Below are 18,381 nucleotides of genomic sequence, written 5' to 3' on the forward strand. Positions count from 1 at the left end.
CCTACTCTTTTTTCTCTTCCCTGTTCCGGATAATGTAGATCAGACCGCCCAGAACCACGAGGGGATAGACCATACCCTTATAAATGGCGTACTGGATGCCGTCCGCCAGGGCCACATAGGAATCCTCGGGCAGATCGGGCAGGCCTAGGTTGGCAAAGGGCACCCCGGCCAGATAGAGAACCTGGGAGCCGCCGAGCTCCCGTTCGCCATAGACATGCTTGATGTAACCGCCGGCCCGGTGCTGCTGCACCTCGGTGGATTCAATATTGGCCACCGGAAAATCGTAATACTCTCCGGGCGCCATGGCCAGCCGCCGCTTGGCCTCAAGCCGCAGCTTTTCCACCGGTCCGAACAGGGAGGCGCCGGTGGGGCAGGCGGCGCAACAGGCGGAAATCCCGCCTTTGGCCAAGAGATGGGCACACATCTGGCACTTGGTGATCTCGGGGAAGGGCGAATCCCACTCAAATTTAGGAATATTGTAGGGACAGGCCACCTGGCAGTAACGGCAGCCGATGCAGGCCTTTTTGTTGTACGTCACCACCCCGTTCTCGGAATTTTTCACCAGCGCCGAAACCGGACAGGCCGAAACGCAAGCGGGATCAATGCAATGCATGCAATGCCGCTTGATGAAGGCAAAACCAGCGACCGAGTCTTTTTGCCCCTCAACACCGTAGCGTTTGATGATGTTTAAGGTTTTAGAGGACAGATCTTGGGGATCATCCCACATCGGCTCCTTGGGGTTGGTGTGCTCCACCGGCTTGTTGTTCGCCTGTTTGCAGGCATGCTCACAGACCTTACAGCCGACACAGAGGGTGGAATCGTACAGGATACCAACGGCATTGGGGGGCAGATCCTTTCGGGCCCGTTTGGCCTGGGCCGGGGTTTGCTCCGCGGCGAGCAGCAAGCCGCTGGCCGCAACCCCTTTTAAAAAATCCCTGCGTCGTATCTTCATGGCCTATTCTCCCTCTGACGAAGACCCTTGCCCGGTCTTGCCAAGGTTCTTGGCAACCGCCACCCCGGCTCCCAGCGCCACGCCCGCCACCCCGGCGGCAAGGGCCACCGCGCCCACCGAGGCGCCCTCTCCCCGCTCGGTGACAATGTGCGGATACGCGGCCCCTGGGGTGATGTACTTCAGGTCGGCCTGGGTATGCAGGGGGATATTAAAACCCACCCCTTCTTCGGTGCAGCCGAAACAGGGATGCCCGGTACCCACAGGCCAGGCGCCTGGACCGACCTCGTTAAACAGGATGGCCGGGCAGTTGGCAAAGGTCATCGGCCCCTTGCACCCGAGCTTGAACAGGCAATAGCCTTTCCGATGCCCCTCGTCGCCGAATTTGATGGCAAAGCGGCCTGCGTCAAAATGGGGCCTGCGTTCGCAATTTTCGTGGATAAGACGGCCATAGGCGAATTTCGGCCTGCCTTTTTCATCCAGGGCGGGCAATTTTTTGAAGGTCAGGAAATGGATCACAGTGGAAAGAAAATTATAGGCATTGGGCGGGCAACCGGGAATCGTCACCACGGTCTTGCCTTTGAGAAACTCCGGTGCGCCGATGGCGCCGGTGGGGTTTGGCTTTGCCGCGGCAACCCCGCCCCAGGAGGCGCAGGAACCGATGGCGATAACAGCGGCAGCCTTGGCTGCGGTATCACGCACGATTTCGCTGAAAGGCTTGCCACCGATCATGCAGTACACCCCGTTGTCCTTGACGGGAATGGCACCTTCCACCACCAGGATAAACTTACCGGCATTCTTCTTAATCGAGGCCTGCAACGCCGCTTCCGCCTGATGCCCGGCCCCGGCGTTGAGGGTTTCATTATAATCAAGGGAGATAAGGTCAAGAATAAGATGCTCGAGGGAAGGGTGGGAGGGCCGTAGCAACGATTCTGTGCAGCCGGTGCAGGCCGAACCGGAAAGCCAGATCACCGGGGGGCGTTGCGGGGCCGTGATCGCCGCCGCGATCTGCGGCGCGACCTCAAGGGGAAGCCCCATGCCAGCGGCGATCACCGTGCAAAATTTCATAAAATCACGACGCGATATCCCGTTCAGACGCTCTCTGACCCTGGAAAAATCCTGCTCTTTCATCGTTCGCCTCTTTTGCGTGTGTGGGGTATCAGCCCCATTTCCAAGTAACAGCGGAACTTCAAAAGATTGCTTATCATTGCATCATAAAAACCTGCCGCAAGTCAAGCACGATACAACTGGGTATAAACACCTAGAAAATGGTAGTGCAATTTTCCGCCGGGGGTCAAGAATTTTCTCGTTGGCCGTCCAGATTCTTTACGGTATGGTGCCGCAACCAAAACACAACCAGGGAAGCCCAACACCATGCCTCAGACCTTCCACCTTGATCCGGCCAGCATTATCCAACATGTCTATGTGGAGGATGACTGCCGGGATTTGCCCCTCACCAAAAACATCCTGGCCAATCTTCCGGGCCGGGATGTGCAAATTATTCCGCCCCGTTCCGGCCCGGACCTTTCCGCCGCCATTCCCGGCCCCCACAGCCTCACCAGCGGAAAAAAGCATCTTGTCCTCTGCAAAAACCGGGGCCGTTTTCTCAAGCCCTGCCCCGCGACCAGGGAATACCGCTGTTGCGACTACCAGGTCCTCAATGTCGGCATGAACTGCCCCATGGACTGCGTGTACTGCATCCTGCAAGCCTACCTCAACAATCCCTGGCTTTCTTTTTTTGTGAATATCGATGATCTGCTGGCCGAGCTCACCACCACCTTTGCCGAATCCCCGCAGACTTTCCGGCGCATCGGCACCGGCGAATTTACCGACTCCATGGCCCTGGACCGGGTCACGGGCTTGAGCCGAATCCTCATTGAGTTTTTTAAAGATCAGCCCAACGCGGTGCTTGAACTGAAATCAAAAGCGGTTGCCCTGGATAACCTTGAGCACTGCGCGCATGGCGGGCGCACCATCATGGCCTGGTCGCTCAACAGCACGGAAATCATGGCCAAGGAAGAGCTGCGCACCGCCACCTTGGACCAGCGGTTGGCCGCGGCGGCCCAGTGCGCCGCCTGGGGCTACAAACTGGCCTTTCATTTTGATCCGCTCATCTATCACCCCGGCTGGCAGAAGGGCTACCAAGAGACCATAGACCGGCTCTTTGCCACGGTACCGGCGGCAAGCATTGTCTGGATCAGCATGGGAGCGCTGCGTTTTCTCCCCGCCTTGAAAAACATTGCCACCGGACGTTTTCCCAGATCCCGCTTTTTCCATGAAGAGTTTATCCTGGGACTGGACAACAAATTCCGTTACTTCCGCCCGCTGCGCACGGAGATGTACCACCACATGGCGCACCATCTCTCCCGCCACCTGGACCCGGATACCTGCCTCTATTTCTGCATGGAGAGCGATGAAATCTGGCGGGAGGTCTTCGGCTTTTCCCCGGAAGAGAGGGGCGGGCTGCCCGCCATGCTCGATCTGGCTGCCCGGACAAAATGCGGCCCGCCCTGAGTCCGAGGGCGTCAGTCAGGGCTGACGCCAATTCCGGGAGCCACCCTTTTGGGTGTTGATTTTTAAACGGGCCATCCTTACTATGGTATATCTTTACTCTGCAGCCACGCACTGAAGACGGCAGAGTTTTCGCACCCGGAAAAGGTTGGTGCAGGCTCAGGCAATAGCCGTTATGATGGGCGGGCCATCAAGACAGCGCCTCATCTTTTTTTGCAAACCCGATCAAAAATATAAGGAGAAAAAATGGTCAACAAAGTCATCCTCATCGGCAACCTCGGCAAAGACCCGGAAGTGCGCTACTCACAGGCAGGGGCCGCCATCGCCAGCTTCAACGTAGCCACCACGGAAACCTGGAAGAAGCAAGACGGCACCAAGGAAGAGTTGACCGAATGGCACCGGATCGTGGCCTTTGGCCGCCTGGGCGAGATTTGCGGGGAGTACCTGTCAAAAGGCTCCAAGGTTTTCATCGAAGGAAGATTGCAAACCAGAAAGTGGGATGACAAAGACGGCAACACCAAATACACCACCGAGATCGTGGCCAGGGAGATGAAGATGCTCTCCCCCCGGGGCAGCGGCGGAGATTCTTCGCAGTCCCAGCAGTACAACGATCAGCCTTTTCCCGAGCCGGTCATGGGTGATGATGTTCCGTTCTAGAGTTCCCTTTTTAATGACAGACGCCAGGACAAACAGGCAGGCTAGGTATGGATTACTATAAATTACTCGGTGTGGAAAAAACCGCTTCCCCGGAGGAAATCAAGAAAGCCTACCGCAAACTTGCCCTCAAGCACCACCCGGACCGCAACAAGGGAAACAAGGAGGCGGAGGAGCAGTTTAAAAAGATCAGCGAGGCTTACGCCGTTCTCTCCGACAAGGAGAAACGGCAGCAATACGATACCGTTGGCTCCGCCGGGTTCCAGCAGCGCTATTCCCAGGAAGACATTTTCCGCAACGCCGATCTGGGCGATATCCTGCGGGAATTCGGGATCAACTTCGGCGGGGGCCGCGCCACCTTCCGGAGCTCCGGTGGGGGGGGCGGTTTCGAGGAGATGTTCCGCCAGCCGGGGGCAGGGGGGCGCGCCAGCCATGGCTTTCAGGATTTCCGCCAGCAGCAACAGGTGAAGGGCACTGATCTTTCCTTGGAACTGCCGATCACCCTTGATGAAGTGCTGACCGGCGCCGAAAAAACCATCGCCCTTGGCCGCGGCTCTACGGCGGAAAAGGTTTCCGTAAAGATTCCCGCCGGAATCGAGACCGGCAAGAAACTGCGGATTTCCGGCAAGGGCTCTCCCTCGCCCATGGGTGGGCCGCCGGGGGACCTCTATCTGCTGATCAGGGTCGAACCGCACCCGACCTTTACCCGGGAAGGATCGCATCTCACCATGGACCTGCAAATACCGTACAGCTCCGCCGTGTTTGGTGCTGAGGTGGCGGTCCCCACCCTGGAGGGCAAGCAGCTCAAGGTCAAGGTTCCGCCGGGCTGTCAGCCCCAGGCAAAACTGCGCCTTCGCAAACACGGGTTGCCGGACAGCCAGGGAGGAACACGGGGAGACCTACTGGTAAAAATCTTGGTGGCGGTGCCAAAGGAGTTGTCGGAGGAACAAAAGGATTTGCTGGAGAAACTGAAGGAGTCCGGACTGTAGCGGTTGCCGCCCCTCAGATGAGGATGCCGACAAACAGCGTGGACATCTTGAACATGTATTGCTGCGGCAACCCTCCCCGCATGATGATATCATCCTCAATGCGGGTAAGAATCTGGGTCATGATAACCTCGTAACCCATATTGAGGTAGCCGTCCTTCCCGGCTTCATTGGTGACGAACAATAGTTTCCCGCTCTTATCCTTGTAGGTTTTCAGCCGCCAGTTCACTTGGCTGATATTATGATGGAGCCGCTGCAACCGCTCCAGGGAAACCTGGAGACCGCTCAGAAAAAAATCCCCCTCCCGAATATCATAGGCCTCCCGGATACTTTTCCACAGGCCAAGGCTCAGCAGGTATACGCGATCCTGCTCGGCACCCTCCCCTTGAAACGCCGCCGTGAGTATCTCGTGGGAAGGCTTGTAGGCATACACCTGCTCCCCGGTTGCCAGGGAAGCAAAAATGGAATCAATCTTCCGCCGTTGCTGGAGCGGGTCTTTCTCATATTTGGGGTTCTTGGCGTACAGGCGCGCGGTAAAATCCCGCAAAGAGACGCGATACAGATGCATATGGTGGCGGATGATGCCGACATCCGTCGGAGTGAAAAAATCCCTGATGCCATCGCTGGCGCTGCTTCCGGAAAAGCCGCATCCGGCAAGGCCGAACAGGATAAAAACCATCGGTATGAGGGCAACGGTTTTGCTCAGGACCCAGACAACGGGCCTCGACATCACACCACCTCGTAACACCAGGGCTTAAAACTGTAAGCTGTAAGTTTTAAATATCTCCGCCGGTTATCTTGACCAGCGCCTCCCGATAGCGGGAAGCGGTTTTCTCGATAATTTCCTGTGGCAGCTTGGGCGGCGGCGGGTTTTTCCCCCAATTGAGGGTGGAAAGATAGTCCCGAAGAAACTGCTTGTCAAAACTCGGTTGTCCCGCGCCGGGCTGGTACTGGTCTTGAGGCCAGAACCTCGATGAATCAGGAGTCAGCACCTCATCGATCAGGATCAACTCGCCATCGCAGAGGCCAAGTTCAAACTTGGTGTCGGCAATGATGATTCCCCTACTGCGGGCATAGTCCGCCGCCTTCACATAGAGACGCACACAGATATCCTTGATCCGCGCGGTCTGTTCCTTGCCCACGATCTTTTCCATCTCAGCCAGGGAGATGTTTTCATCATGCGTGCCAAGCGCTGCCTTGGTGGAGGGGGTGAAGAGCGGCTCGGGAAACTTGTCCGACTCCCGCATCCCGGCGGGCAAAGCAAAACCGCAGACGGTGGGGTCTTTTTTATATGCCTGCCAAAACGACCCAGAGAGATACCCGCGGACAATGCACTCCACCGGCAGGGGCTTGGCTTTTTTCACCAGCAGACTCCGGCCCGCGAGTTGCTCCAGGTAAGGCGCGCAGGCAGCCGGATATTCCGCAACATTTGCCGTAATCAGATGATTGGGCACAATGTGCTGGAGATAGTCAAACCAGAACAGGGAAAGCTTGGTCAGAATCGCGCCCTTGTTGGGGATGGGATCATCCATAACCACGTCAAAGGCGGAAATTCGGTCCGAGGCCACCATCAACAGATGGTCGTTCACTTCGTAGAGGTCCCGAACCTTGCCGCGATGCAGCAGATGGAGATTGGCAAAATTCGTTTGGGTTATGGGGGTTGTCATGGGATTTTCCTTATCAAAAAATTACAGCTGCGCAGCAGCGGCGGAGGCATGAGAATGCCGGATGCTCTCGAAAAAGAATACATTTTCCCAACCACTTGCGCGATGTTTTTTTGTAACTTATTCAGCAGCACCGCTTCATTGCTGTTGCATAAGTTACCCGCGATAGAACCATTTTTTGATCTCGTAAGCCGTAAAGCTCTTGGCCACCGGTCGGCCATGGGGGCAATGGGAAAAAACCTCGGCCCGTTGCATCTCGTCGAGCAGGGCTTCGGCTTCCTTGGGGCTCAGGCTTTGGCCTGCCTTGATCGCTGCCTTGCAGGCCATATCGGAAAGCACTTCCTCGGCCCGCACCCCGCCTTTCCCGGAGCCTGATTCGGCAAAGCGGGAAAAGATCCCAGCCATCACCTCCTCCACCGGAGAACGGCCAAGCACCGCAGGCACGGCCTTCACCACCTGACTTCCCCCGCCGAAATCCTCGATCTCGACCCCGAGAGCGGCAATCTCCTCGCCATATTGGCGGAGAATCTGGATCTCCTCCAGGGTGCACTCCAGAACCTTTGGGAAGAGCAGGGTCTGACGGGCGATCTTTTTGCCGGAAAACTGCCTTTTCAGGGTCTCAAACAGCAGCCGTTCATGGGCGGCATGCTGGTCAACGGCAAGCAGGCCGTTTTCCGTGGCGCAGAGCAGATAGGTGTCCAGCAACTGCCCCAGATAACGCAACCCGCCAAGGGGAGGAGCGCTTTTCCCCGGCGACATGGTCTGAAGCTGTTCTGCCTCAAGGCCATGCTGCGCCTGCCCAGCAAATCCGCTTTCCGAGAAGACGGGACTCTGTTCCTCGGCAGGGGTCGCTTGGAGAGACGAAGGCTCAGCAGGCCTGGCCGCGGTCTTAAAAAGCGGCAGCACCTCCTGGACCGCAGGCGCCGGAGGTGCGGAGACCGGGACATAGGCCTCGGTCGGGGCGGCTTGGGCCTGCACCCCGCCTGAGCCAACGGGAGCGGGCCGGAATATTTCCTGGCGCAAGGTCTGCTGATAATCCGCCATGGCGGCCTGAACCGCAGCGACCACGGCCTGGTGCACCATGGCCGGTTTGTGGAACCTGACCTCCTGCTTGGTGGGATGAACGTTGACATCAACGCTTTCCAGCGGCAGAGCGAGAAAAATCACCCCGCCCGGCCCCCGCCCTTTCATGAGATAGTTCTGGAGCCCTTCGCTCACCGCGTGGGTGATCAGCCGGTCATGGATCGCCCTGCCATTGACAAAGATCCTGAGCCGGGCCGCGGCAGGGGCATCCGGCGGCAAAAGAAAACCGGAGACCCCAAGTTCGGTCTCGTTCAGGGGTTGCGGCCCCACCTCCACTAGAGAGCCGCCCCCTTTACCGAAAATCCGTGCCGCTCGGCTCCGGTGGGTATCAAGCCCGGTCGGCAACCGCAAAATCTCGCGCCCATCCACCGTGTAAGCAAACCCCAGTTCCGGGCGGGCCAAGGCGTAATTCTTCACCACCTCTTCGATGTGGGCCAGTTCCGTTCGGGTGGATTTGAGAAATTTTTTCCGGGCCGGGACATTGCCGAAAAGATCGGCAACCTCAAAGGAGGTGCCTGGGCTGCCCCCCATCTCATGCACCTTGAGAACCTTACCGAAACGAAGATCAACCTGGGTTCCCAAGGCTTGGCCCGCAAGACGCGAGGTAATCCGCAGCCGGGAAACCGAGGCGATGCTGGGCACGGCCTCGCCCCGGAAGCCGAGGGAACGGATAGAGCCAAGCTCGGCAAGGCTGGTTATCTTGCTGGTGGCATGGCGCTCCAGACAGAGGAGCACATCATCCTGATCCATGCCGGAACCGTCATCAATCACCCGGATCAGGCGGGTGCCGTCCCCTTCCACCTGGATGGAGACCTGAGTGGCCCCGGCATCGATGGCGTTCTCCAGCAACTCCTTGACCACCGAGGCAGGCCGCTCGACAACCTCGCCGGCCGCGATCTGGTTGGCCAGATTTTCCGGAAGAATTCTGATTCTGGACAAGGCTTAGAGCACGCTCAGCATGTGGAGTTTCAACCACTCCTCGTCCCACCACTCCCGCGGGTCGACAAAGATTCCGTTGACCAGGATGCCGAAGTGGAGATGATCGCCGCCCGCCATGCCGGTGGTGCCGGAAAGCCCTACAACCGAGCCCTTTTCTGCCATAGCGCCCACCGGAACATCAATCTGACTCATATGGGAGTAGAGGCTGAAGATCCCCTGGCCATGATCGAGGATAACGGTATTTCCGTAGATTCCCAGATACTCGGCAAAAACCACCACGCCCCGATTGGCAGCCTCGATATTGGCATGCTCCAGCGAGGCAATGTCAACCCCCAGATGGACCTGCTCATCGATCTTCTCGTTGTTGTACAGGTAGGTGCGGTGGTCGGCGTATCCGGCCCGCGGGCTTCCTTCCATGCGCCCAAAACGGCCATCCCAGAGGCGCTCGGGCCGGAATTTCGCGCAGACCTCTTGAATCTTCTGGTAATTAGCCGCCCGGATATCGTTGTTCACCGTGACATACTGCTCCACGGGCGTGCCAGAGAGCTCCGGATAGTGACTGGCAAACTCCGGCAGCTTGGCGGAGAGAAACCCGTCGCTGATGGTGATTTTGTCACTGACAATCTTGCGCACATGCAGGTTCATGGTAAAGGGGGTCTTGGCCTCGTTGCCGGCCAGATCCGCCGCAACGACAAAGGATTTTTCCAGCACGGCGATATCGTGGGGCAGCCCCATGCAGGCGCCATAGATCCCCTCGCCCCGCTTGGGCAGAGGAAAGCCAGGATAGAAGATCTCGTTGATCAATACCCCGTGCCTGCCCGCCGACTCGCTGACCCGGTAGATAACCACCCCGGCGCCGCCGCCCTTGATATACTTGGGCGACTCCATCACGCTGATCACCGGCGGCTTGGTGTCGATGGTGACAGCCGTGGACTGCACGGTAATATTGCCCCTGAGCCAGTTCCACCAGGAGAAATCGGCCACCGTCACCACCAGTTCCGCCGAGCCATCCTTAAAGCCAAGGGCCTTGGGGGTTATCTCAATGGTCTCCTCGACTTTCTGCGGCCCAGCCCCGGAAAAATACCCCGCTCTGGGATAAGCCCTTTCGAGCAGTACCGCCTTCTTGCCCTCCTGCACCAAGGCAACCTCGATGGAAGAAAGACCACTCTTGGCATCGCTGGCCACCAAGGATATCTGCCTGCTCAGGCCGAGGTGGGCGCTATCCCCATTGAGCACCACCTGCGGCTTTTCCATCTCCCCCACCAGCCAGAAGAAGGTTGCCAGAGTCAGGGCAAGCAACCCCGTCCCCACAAGGATCAGCGAGGGAAGTGCGCTCTTGTTTTTTGTCACTTTATCAAACGGGTCAAGATTCATGCTGTAATCCTCGTATACAAGCGTCTCCCGGCAGGAGACTTCTTTGATATGGCAAACATGGCCCACAGGGACATCCCCCAGGCCCGCTCTCGTCTTTAAATTTTCGCGATAATACCATGAACCTTCCCATGATTCCAGAGCTCTTAAGCCGTGGTGACAAAACAGCCTCACCGTCTGAATAATAATGACGGCATAAAGAGCCGTAACGGCGCAGCCTGACAAGGGTTTTATTCCGTAACGGCTCCTAATATCTTGACAGGAAAAGCCATCCTCATATAGTGTGCGAGGTGTTTTCAGCAGGAAATTCGAGGCAACGACCATGAAAAATTTCCATACCGTCATCGTGGGCGGCGGCCCTGGGGGGCTGGCCTGCGCCACCCTTCTTGCCCGGCAGGGCAAAGAGGTCCTGGTGCTTGAGCGCAACAGCGCCATCGGCCCCAAGGTCTGCGCCGGCGGCATTCCCTCCGTTGCCCAAAACCTCGACTTTCCGGAGGCCCTGTGGGAAAAATCCTTCACCCGCCAACAGATCAACAGCAACTGGCAACACACCGTGATCCAGAACGAAAACCCGATTATCCGCACCGTTGACAGGGGGCGGCTCGGGCGCTGGATGGCGGAAAAAGCCGTGGCCGCCGGAGTCAGCATCGCCACCAACGCGCTTGTTCTGAAAATCAGCGAAGACCGGGTGGCTACCAGGGGGGGCGAGGAGTTTGGCTATGATTTTCTGGTGGGCGCCGACGGGAGCAGCTCCCTGGTGCGCCGTCAGCTTGGCATTCCCACCGCAGAAATGGGGGTTGGCATCAACTACCAGATAGCAGGGGATTTCCCCGAAATGCAGTGGCATCTGAACACTGATCTTTTCGGCAATGGTTACGCCTGGATCTTCCCCCACCAGGATACGGCCTCCATCGGCGTATACGCCCGGCGCAGCACCAGCAAACCCGGCTTGCTCCTGAACAGCCTGCACCATTGGGGTGCCCACCACAACCTTGAGCTCAAGTCCCGGCAGCCGCAGGCAGCCCTGATCAACTCCGACTTTCGCGGCTGGCGTTTCAACAACCGCTTTCTAATCGGCGATGCGGCAGGCCTTGCCTCGGGTCTCACCGGCGAGGGCATCTATTCCGCCATCGTTTCCGGGGAAGAGACCGCGCGCACCATCTTGGACGATGGGTATGAAAGCAAAAAAATGACCCAGCTCATCCAAAAACACCACCAGCATGCCCGTGTTCTCGAGCTGGCCTCGGGCGGCAAACTGGCTGGAAAACTTGTTTTGGAGGGGCTGGTTTTCTGCCTGCGCACCGGCCTTATCCCTTTCAACGCCCTGGAAATGGGAATTGACCAACCCTCATGACGGAGTTGCCCGTGAACCCTGAGCCAAAAAAAAACAAAACCCGGCTGTTCAACCTCCTGTTCATCGCCGGCTGTGCAGCCATCCTTGTTTTTTTACTCAAGGCACCGCCAGAATCAACCACCAAACTGCCCCGGGACGAAATCCACCTGCAATTCTACCCCATGGACAAGAAAGAGGCTGAAAAACATTGCACCGCCTGCCATGCCCCAGAAGGCCAGGCGCCTCTTCCCCAAGGCCATCCCCCGAAATACCGATGCCTCTTTTGCCACAAGAAATACAAGTAAGATGATAACTGCCCAGCAGCACCGCATCTGCTTCGCAGTCTCGCTCTGCGCTCGCTTAGCTGTCATCGGATGGCTCGTGTGCAAGGGCACACTTCGCCGGCCTCTTCCGCGCATATGCGGTGCTGCTGAACAGTTATAGTTTGGATTGTTTCAGCCTGTTTTTTTGACTTTAACTGGATAGTACGTAAGATGAAAATCACCATTTCCTTGCCGGATTTGCCTAGCACCCAGGCTCTGGGTCGCTATCTGGGAGAGACCGCCCGTCCCGGCGAGGTGATCACCCTGGCCGGCTCTCTGGGAGCAGGGAAAACCACCCTCACCCAGGCCATCGGCCAGGGGTTGCAGGTGCCCCCCTCCTGCTACATAACCAGCCCCACCTTCAGCCTCCTGCACGAATATCCGGGGCGGCTACCCCTCTATCACCTGGATCTCTACCGGTTGAGCGATGAAACGGAAATCGAGGATCTCGGCCTGCTGGAATATCTCTACGGAACAGGCCTTTCCGTGATCGAATGGCCGGACAGACTGGGCAGCCTTATGCCCGAGGAACGGCTCCATATCGAACTGAGCATGGTGAACGAAACAGCGCGGCGGGCGGAGATCACCGCCCATGGCAAGACGTGGCAGGAAAAAATCGCCATAATGCAGGCCAGCCAGGAGTGGCAGAGGCCAAGCAGCAACGGCTGAAAGAACAGCAGAAATCGGAAGGGATCAGGAAGGATCTTCGTTTTCCAGGCAGGAAATCCGCGGCATCATCTCGTTGAGGATCATGGCCAGCTTCGCCTTGATAATAGGCTTGGTGAGAAAACCGGTCATCCCCGCCTCATAGCAGGCAGTCTCATCCTCTTTTCTGGCGTGGGCCGTGAGCCCGATTATAGCCAGCGGCTGTTTCAGGGCGCGCAACCCTACATAGCTCTGCCGCAGAGGCTGGTCAGCCTCAATCTCCCTGATTCTTCTGGTGGCCTCCATGCCGTCCATATTGGGCATCTGGACATCCATCAGAACAAGATCAAAGGTCTGATTCCGAAGATGCTCCAGGGCTTCGACCCCATCGGAGGCCACCTCGACCTCATATCCTTGCCGGGTGATCAGGATGCTGGCCAGCCGCTGGTTGACCGCGTTATCCTCAACCAGAAGAATCCTCCCGCCGCTGCCCGCCTTTTCACGGCCCGCCGCCTTATGCTCTTGCAAGGAGATGATCTCTGCCGGAGCCTCGTCCAGGGGAATCACAAAATAAAAGGTGCTGCCCTTGCCCACCTCGCTCTCCACCGCGAGACGACCGCCCATGAGCTCCACGAGCTGGAGACAGATGGCCAACCCCAGACCCGTGCCCCCATACTTCCTGGTGGTCGAGCCGTCGGCCTGGGTAAATTTTTCAAAAATTGCCTCAACCCTGTCGGCGGGAATACCTATGCCGCTGTCGTGGACCGAAAAACGACTGACAATCTGGCCCGCAGCTTCACGCTCATAGCCAACCTCAATGTCAACCCCGCCCTGCTCGGTGAATTTCATGGCGTTTCCGGCAAGATTCACCAAAACCTGGCGCAGCCGGTTGCTGTCCCCCATTATTCTTTTCGGGATACGGCTGTCAATCTTGCAGGTGACCACAACCCCCTTTTCCCTGGCTGGAATCTTGAACATGGCGGCCACGTTGTCGATCACCTCGGCAAGATCAAAGGGCAACCGTTCAAGCTCAAGCTTTCCCGCCTCGATTTTTGCCAGATCAAGGATGTCGTTGATCAGGGTCAGCAGGCTTGTCGCGGATTGGGCGATGGTTCTGGTGTAATCGAGCTGCTCTTCGGCAAGGGGGGTTTCGGACAGGAGCTCGCTGAAGCCGATGATGGCATTCATGGGCGTCCGCAACTCGTGGCTCATATTGGCCAGAAAATCGCTCTTCAGCCGACTGATCTCCTCAAGCCGCGCATTGGCTTCCCGCAACTCCCCGGTTTGTTTGGCTATTTCGCTTTCCAGCTTCCTCGCATACTCTTTTTCCCGATCCTGATTGAGCCGGTATTGTCGGTAGTTGTCCTCAATCAGCTTGCCATGCTGCTGCTGGAGGATATTGATCTGCCGGACCGACTGTTCATGATCGGCGACAAGCATCTCCCGCTCCTGCCGGTATTGGGCAAGCTCAAGGGTATTGCGCAACAGGGAGATGATCGCAGAACCTGCTTCCGCATCATCTTTCAGGGTTGCGGGGCAAGAGATGATCAATACTGCAGACAGTTTGGCAAGATACACCGCATGGCAGCGTGCACCGTTATCCGTTTTTCCCGTAACAACGCCATCGGTCGCTCGGGCCTCAAGCACCAGCTTTTCCCGCACCGGCAGGGCAAGCGCCAGGGGGCGCGCCCCATCAAGCAAGGCACCGGACTCGCTCACCAGGAGCATCGAGGCTTCCGGCAGCAAGGCATCGAGAATCGCCAGGTAACTTTGCTGTTCCTCGTTGGCGTCGATGAGGTCATCGAATATGGCATCAAAAGTGGGCTCGGTCATCAGCGCGTCATTCGTCCGATTCGTACAGTTCTTTGGCCTTGGCCATTTCCCCAGGCAGATCCCTGATGATAATCTTGTAATCCGCCACCCGCTCTTTTACATGCTCGGTCAGTTCGGGGGGCAACGCCTCGATGGGGCCGGGGACATTCCAGTACTGCATCTTTCCCGCCATGAATTCAGCCAGCTGCAAGATACTGCCGGTGCTGGAAGCGGATTTCACCTGCTTGGACAGATGATGCGACTTGATGGAAGCGAGTACTTCCTGGGGCAACCCCCAACTCTTGGTAAGCAGATAGCCCACCTCGGCATGATCGGCGCCAATGGCATTGCGCTCACACTCGGTCAGGGTTCCCTTTCCCTCCCGGAAGGCCTTGCAGGCTTCCCGCAGCTGCTCCCCGACTATCTGATTTTCGACGATGAGTCCGATGTCATGGATGATGCCGGCCAGAAAAACATCCTCGCCATCCTTGCCGAAAATACGCTTGGCGATCATTCCCGAGAGGATGGCCACGGTGGCGGAATGCATCCAGAGTTTTTGCGCCGAGAAATCAGCGTCATCGCCCTTGAACAGCCCGCGCAACCCTTCAACCGCAACCAGATTGCGGAGCTGCTTCATGCCGGCAAAAACCACGGCCTTGGAAATGGATTCAACCTTTTGGGATAAACCGAAATAGGGGCTGTTGACCAGCCGCAGCAGCCGGGTGACCAAGACGGGATCGAGTTTGATGATCTCCTCGAAATCCTGCATGGTGCTGCGATCGTCATTGACCAATTGGGTCACTTTGATCGCCACATGCGGGAGCGTTTTAAGTTCGGTGAATTTTCTCAGTATATCTTTAGCGCTGGGCATGGCTCACGCACGTGAATTCAGGGAAAATCTTGCCCCTGGAAGGTGTTGTGGGCCTTCTGCCCAGGGCGTTTTCATTGCTGACTGCCAAAAGCCTTGAGAAGCGCGGCAAGCTGAGCCGCAAGCTCTTTTCCCTGGGACAGGTCGCCGGCTCGGCCTTTTTTTTCAAGCTCGGCCGCAATCTTGCGCACCCCCTCCACCCCAAGACTGGCCGAGGCACCCTTGATGCTGTGCGCGGCGTCAGCCACAGCCACAGGATCTTCCGCAGCAAGGCCGTCATTGATCCGCGCCAGGTCCGAGGCGGAAGAATCGTGGAAAAGGACCAGCAACTCCGCCAGCATCTCTTCGTCGTCTCCAGCCTGCTCCAGGGCAAAATTTCTATCCCAATCAAGGTCTGCCATCTCTCTTCCTTATCATGAAGTTGGTGGTCATCACGCCAAAAAAATAATGGGCGCGACAACGGCAATCAAAACAATGCCCCGGCCCATAATTTTATCATACCGAAAGCGTTACAGATCGGCAAATGTATAAATGGAAAAATCATCCACCGTTTTTCCCCGTCAGTGCACAGAGGAAAAACCGGCGAGCACCTATGCCCCGGCCAACACCGCCTCTATTTCGGCAAAAGGGATGGCCCCGGCCCTGATCAGGCAGATCTTGCCCTCTTGATAGCCCAGGAGGGTAGAGCCCTGGCCGCCCGGAGTTTCTCCGCCATCAAGAACAACGTCCACCTCCGGCCCCAGCTGATCAAGTACGCCGCTGGCAGCCACCGCTGCAGGATGCCCGGAAAGATTAGCACTGGTGGCCGTTATCGGTTGGCCAAAGGCCCGGACAAGTTGCCGGGCCACGGGGTGGGAAGAGACTCGGACCCCGATGGTACCCCGGTGTCCGGTGAGCATCCCCGACAATGATGAAGCCCCCGGAAAAACAAGGGTCAATGGCCCGGGCCAGAACCTCTCCATCAGAATGGCGAAGGGAGAGGGAATCTCCGCGACCAGCCTTGCAAGCTGAGTGGGATCGTCAACAATCAGCAAAACCGGTTTATCAACGGCGCGTCTTTTTAACGCAAAAAGACGGGCAAGGGCCGCCTGGTTGAAAGGATCAACCGCCAGCCCGTAATATGTTTCCGTGGGAAAGGCGACAACCCCTCCAGCCCGGAGGACCGCACAAGCATGGGCCAGGGCCTCGTCTGTTACTTGGGGTTCCACTCCAGCTTATCCTGTCACCGGCTTCCGACGAGCCGTTGCGCCTTTTCCTCAACCTCCCGGGCCATCTCTTCTTTAAAGGCCACAAGCCTTCCAGCCAAACGCTCATCACCAAGCGCCAAAATCTGCGCCGCAAGAATAGCCCCGTTTTTCGCCCCGGCCTTGCCGATGCCCATGGTGGCCACCGGCACCCCCGGCGGCATCTGCACCGTGGAAAGCAGGGCATCAAGACCGTTTAAGGAGGAGGAATCCACCGGCACCCCGATAACAGGCAGGGTGGTGTGGGCCGCCAGAACTCCGGCCAGATGGGCAGCCATCCCGGCGGCGGCGATGATAATTTTCAAGCCGCGGCCCTTGGCGCTGCTTGCATATTCCATGGCCCGCGCCGGGCTGCGATGGGCGGAAGCCACCGTTATCTCGTAGGGGATTTCCATCTTCTTCAAAAAATCCAGGCAACCCTGCATAACCGGCAGATCCGAATCACTGCCCATGACAATACCGATCATAGCTCACTCCCCTTTTCGATCATAATCATTCGCCAGAAACAAAAATCCACTATGTCACTATGTACAATAAACGTTCAGCAGCGCCGCTTCCCTGCTGCCGCAGATGCGCGAAAGAGGCCGTGAAGTGTGCTGTTGCACACGAGCAGGCCGATGACAATGCAGATGCGGTGCTGCTGAACGTTTATTTTCGGTCCAAGGCCTTGCGGCCGATATCCTTCCGGTAATAACAGCCGTCCCAGTTGATCTCTGCCGCAGCCTTATAGGCCTTGGCAATGGCCTCCTGCACCGTGTCGCCGATGGCGGTCACTCCCAACACCCGTCCGCCGTTGGTGACAACCGTATCTCCCTTGAGTTCGGTACCGGCATGAAAGACCACCACATCCTGATGCTCACCCGCCTTGGCTAGCCCCTGAATGGCCTTGCCATTTTCGTACTTCCCGGGATATCCTCCGGCCGCCATGACCACACAAACCGTGGGGCGCGGATCAATCTCCAGGGAGATCTCGGCCAGGCGGCCATCGATTACCGCCTCCATAACCTCCACCAGATCGGTTTTAAGCCGCATGAGCAGGGGCTGGGCCTCGGGGTCGCCGAACCGGCAGTTGAACTCCAGCACCTTGATCACCCCCTGGTCAATCATCAGGCCGGCATAGAGCACCCCTTTATAGGGGCAGCCTTCCGCAGCCAGTCCCTTGACCGTCGGCAGCATCACCGTTTCCATGACCTGCCGGTGCAGGGCTTCGGTCACCACCGGCGCTGGGGAATAGGCCCCCATACCGCCGGTGTTCGGGCCCTTGTCGCCATCAAAAATCGCTTTATGATCCTGGGAGGTCGGCAGGGGCAAAACCGTCTCTCCATCGGTGAAGGCCAAGAAAGAGGCCTCCTCGCCCCGGAGAAACTCCTCGATTACCACTCGGCTGCCTGCCTCGCCAAAGGCCTTCTCCTTCATGAACAGGTCCACCGCCGCCTTGGCCTCGTCGATGCTCTGGGCCACCACCACGCCCTTGCCCGCAGCCAGGCCATCGGTCTTGACCACCAGCGGTGCGGCCTGTTTTTCAACGTAGCGAAGCGCCTCCTCTCTGTCGGTAAAAGTCGCGTAAAACGCAGAGGGGATATGATATTTTTCAAGCAGATCCTTCATGAAGACCTTGCTGCCTTCAAGAGTGGCGGCGTTGCGCCGGGGGCCAAAGACCCGCAACCCTTTTTCTTCAAAGAGATCGACGATTCCCAGGGAGAGCGGCACTTCAGGGCCAACCACGGTGAGATCAATCCCTTCCGCCCGGGCAAAGTCCGCCAGCGCCTCAATGTCGGTGGCGCTGATCTTGACGCAGGTTGCCAGTCCGCTGATTCCGGCATTGCCCGGAGCGCAAAAAATCTTTGTTACCCTGGGACTCTGCCGCAATTTCCAGACCAGGGCATGTTCTCTGCCCCCCGAACCAACAACCAGAATCTTCATTAAAAATCTCCTCGCCTTTTGCTGTAATGCCCAATTATCTCCTTGGAGTCATTGGGAAATGCCCCAGAAACGGAGT

General features: G+C 57.6%; 16 protein-coding genes and 1 pseudogene. 6 read left to right on the forward strand and 11 right to left on the reverse strand.

The window, feature by feature from the left end; genetic code table 11:
- Window position 1: 1 nt before the first annotated feature.
- Complete coding sequence (gene hybA / locus ACZ46D_RS07790; RefSeq protein ID WP_464926890.1) at window positions 2-952, reverse strand: hydrogenase 2 operon protein HybA; 951 nt, start codon at window positions 950-952, stop codon at window positions 2-4.
- A 3-nt stretch (window positions 953-955) separates the two neighbouring features.
- The gene (locus ACZ46D_RS07795) at window positions 956-2,080 is read right to left on the reverse strand and encodes a hydrogenase small subunit (RefSeq protein ID WP_464926891.1); all 1,125 of its coding nucleotides are present in this window, start codon (window positions 2,078-2,080) and stop codon (window positions 956-958) included.
- Window positions 2,081-2,323: 243 nt separating this feature from the next.
- Here ACZ46D_RS07795 and ACZ46D_RS07800 point away from each other — a divergent pair, with 243 nt between their 5' ends.
- From ACZ46D_RS07800 to ACZ46D_RS07810, 3 genes are all read left to right on the forward strand, one after another.
- Window positions 2,324-3,463, forward strand: a complete 1,140-nt coding sequence (locus ACZ46D_RS07800; protein WP_464926892.1) for an SPL family radical SAM protein — start codon at window positions 2,324-2,326, stop codon at window positions 3,461-3,463.
- 243 nt (window positions 3,464-3,706) lie between these two features.
- Window positions 3,707-4,117 carry a single-stranded DNA-binding protein gene (locus ACZ46D_RS07805; protein ID WP_464926893.1) on the forward strand — a complete coding sequence of 137 codons (411 nt, stop codon included), beginning with the start codon at window positions 3,707-3,709 and terminating at the stop codon, window positions 4,115-4,117.
- Between the two features lie 47 nt (window positions 4,118-4,164).
- Window positions 4,165-5,103, forward strand: a complete 939-nt coding sequence (locus tag ACZ46D_RS07810) for a DnaJ C-terminal domain-containing protein (protein WP_464926894.1) — start codon at window positions 4,165-4,167, stop codon at window positions 5,101-5,103.
- A gap of 13 nt (window positions 5,104-5,116) precedes the next feature.
- Here the strand turns inward: ACZ46D_RS07810 and ACZ46D_RS07815 are convergent, their stop codons facing one another.
- The 4 genes from ACZ46D_RS07815 to ACZ46D_RS07830 all read right to left on the reverse strand — a co-directional run bounded on the left by ACZ46D_RS07815 (window position 5,117) and on the right by ACZ46D_RS07830 (window position 10,160).
- Window positions 5,117-5,830 carry a hypothetical protein gene (locus ACZ46D_RS07815; protein ID WP_464926895.1) on the reverse strand — a complete coding sequence of 238 codons (714 nt, stop codon included), beginning with the start codon at window positions 5,828-5,830 and terminating at the stop codon, window positions 5,117-5,119.
- Window positions 5,831-5,876: 46 nt separating this feature from the next.
- Window positions 5,877-6,767 carry a phosphoribosylaminoimidazolesuccinocarboxamide synthase gene (locus tag ACZ46D_RS07820; RefSeq protein ID WP_464926896.1) on the reverse strand — a complete coding sequence of 297 codons (891 nt, stop codon included), beginning with the start codon at window positions 6,765-6,767 and terminating at the stop codon, window positions 5,877-5,879.
- Between the two features lie 153 nt (window positions 6,768-6,920).
- Window positions 6,921-8,786, reverse strand: a complete 1,866-nt coding sequence (gene mutL / locus ACZ46D_RS07825) for a DNA mismatch repair endonuclease MutL (RefSeq protein WP_464926897.1) — start codon at window positions 8,784-8,786, stop codon at window positions 6,921-6,923.
- Between the two features lie 3 nt (window positions 8,787-8,789).
- Complete coding sequence (locus ACZ46D_RS07830; RefSeq protein ID WP_464926898.1) at window positions 8,790-10,160, reverse strand: M23 family metallopeptidase; 1,371 nt, start codon at window positions 10,158-10,160, stop codon at window positions 8,790-8,792.
- A 319-nt stretch (window positions 10,161-10,479) separates the two neighbouring features.
- On the opposite strand from ACZ46D_RS07830, the gene ACZ46D_RS07835 reads away from it, so the two are divergent.
- From ACZ46D_RS07835 to tsaE, 3 genes are all read left to right on the forward strand, one after another.
- Entirely contained in the window at window positions 10,480-11,511 is a 1,032-nt protein-coding gene (locus ACZ46D_RS07835; protein ID WP_464926899.1) for an NAD(P)/FAD-dependent oxidoreductase, read from the forward strand.
- An 11-nt stretch (window positions 11,512-11,522) separates the two neighbouring features.
- On the forward strand, window positions 11,523-11,795 hold the full coding sequence (locus ACZ46D_RS07840) for a hypothetical protein (protein ID WP_464926900.1): 273 nt from the start codon (window positions 11,523-11,525) through the stop codon (window positions 11,793-11,795).
- Window positions 11,796-11,984: 189 nt separating this feature from the next.
- Window positions 11,985-12,482: a tRNA (adenosine(37)-N6)-threonylcarbamoyltransferase complex ATPase subunit type 1 TsaE gene (gene tsaE / locus ACZ46D_RS07845; protein WP_464926901.1), complete on the forward strand. Its 498-nt coding sequence runs from the start codon at window positions 11,985-11,987 to the stop codon at window positions 12,480-12,482.
- A gap of 24 nt (window positions 12,483-12,506) precedes the next feature.
- On the opposite strand, the gene ACZ46D_RS07850 is transcribed toward tsaE, so the two are convergent.
- The 5 genes and pseudogenes from ACZ46D_RS07850 to purD all read right to left on the reverse strand — a co-directional run bounded on the left by ACZ46D_RS07850 (window position 12,507) and on the right by purD (window position 18,305).
- A complete protein-coding gene (locus ACZ46D_RS07850; protein WP_464926902.1) occupies window positions 12,507-14,291 on the reverse strand; it encodes an ATP-binding protein in 1,785 nt (594 codons plus the stop codon).
- A gap of 7 nt (window positions 14,292-14,298) precedes the next feature.
- Window positions 14,299-15,141 (reverse strand): HDOD domain-containing protein, encoded by an 843-nt coding sequence (locus tag ACZ46D_RS07855; RefSeq protein ID WP_464926903.1) that lies wholly within the window; start codon window positions 15,139-15,141, stop codon window positions 14,299-14,301.
- A 71-nt stretch (window positions 15,142-15,212) separates the two neighbouring features.
- Entirely contained in the window at window positions 15,213-15,539 is a 327-nt protein-coding gene (locus ACZ46D_RS07860) for an Hpt domain-containing protein (RefSeq protein ID WP_464926904.1), read from the reverse strand.
- Window positions 15,540-15,728: 189 nt separating this feature from the next.
- Window positions 15,729-16,346 (reverse strand): L-threonylcarbamoyladenylate synthase, encoded by a 618-nt coding sequence (locus ACZ46D_RS07865; protein WP_464926905.1) that lies wholly within the window; start codon window positions 16,344-16,346, stop codon window positions 15,729-15,731.
- A 14-nt stretch (window positions 16,347-16,360) separates the two neighbouring features.
- Window positions 16,361-18,305: pseudogene (gene purD, locus ACZ46D_RS07870) on the reverse strand (phosphoribosylamine--glycine ligase).
- Window positions 18,306-18,381: the final 76 nt, after the last annotated feature.

The organism is Thiovibrio sp. Mzg5 (genome assembly GCF_055379285.1).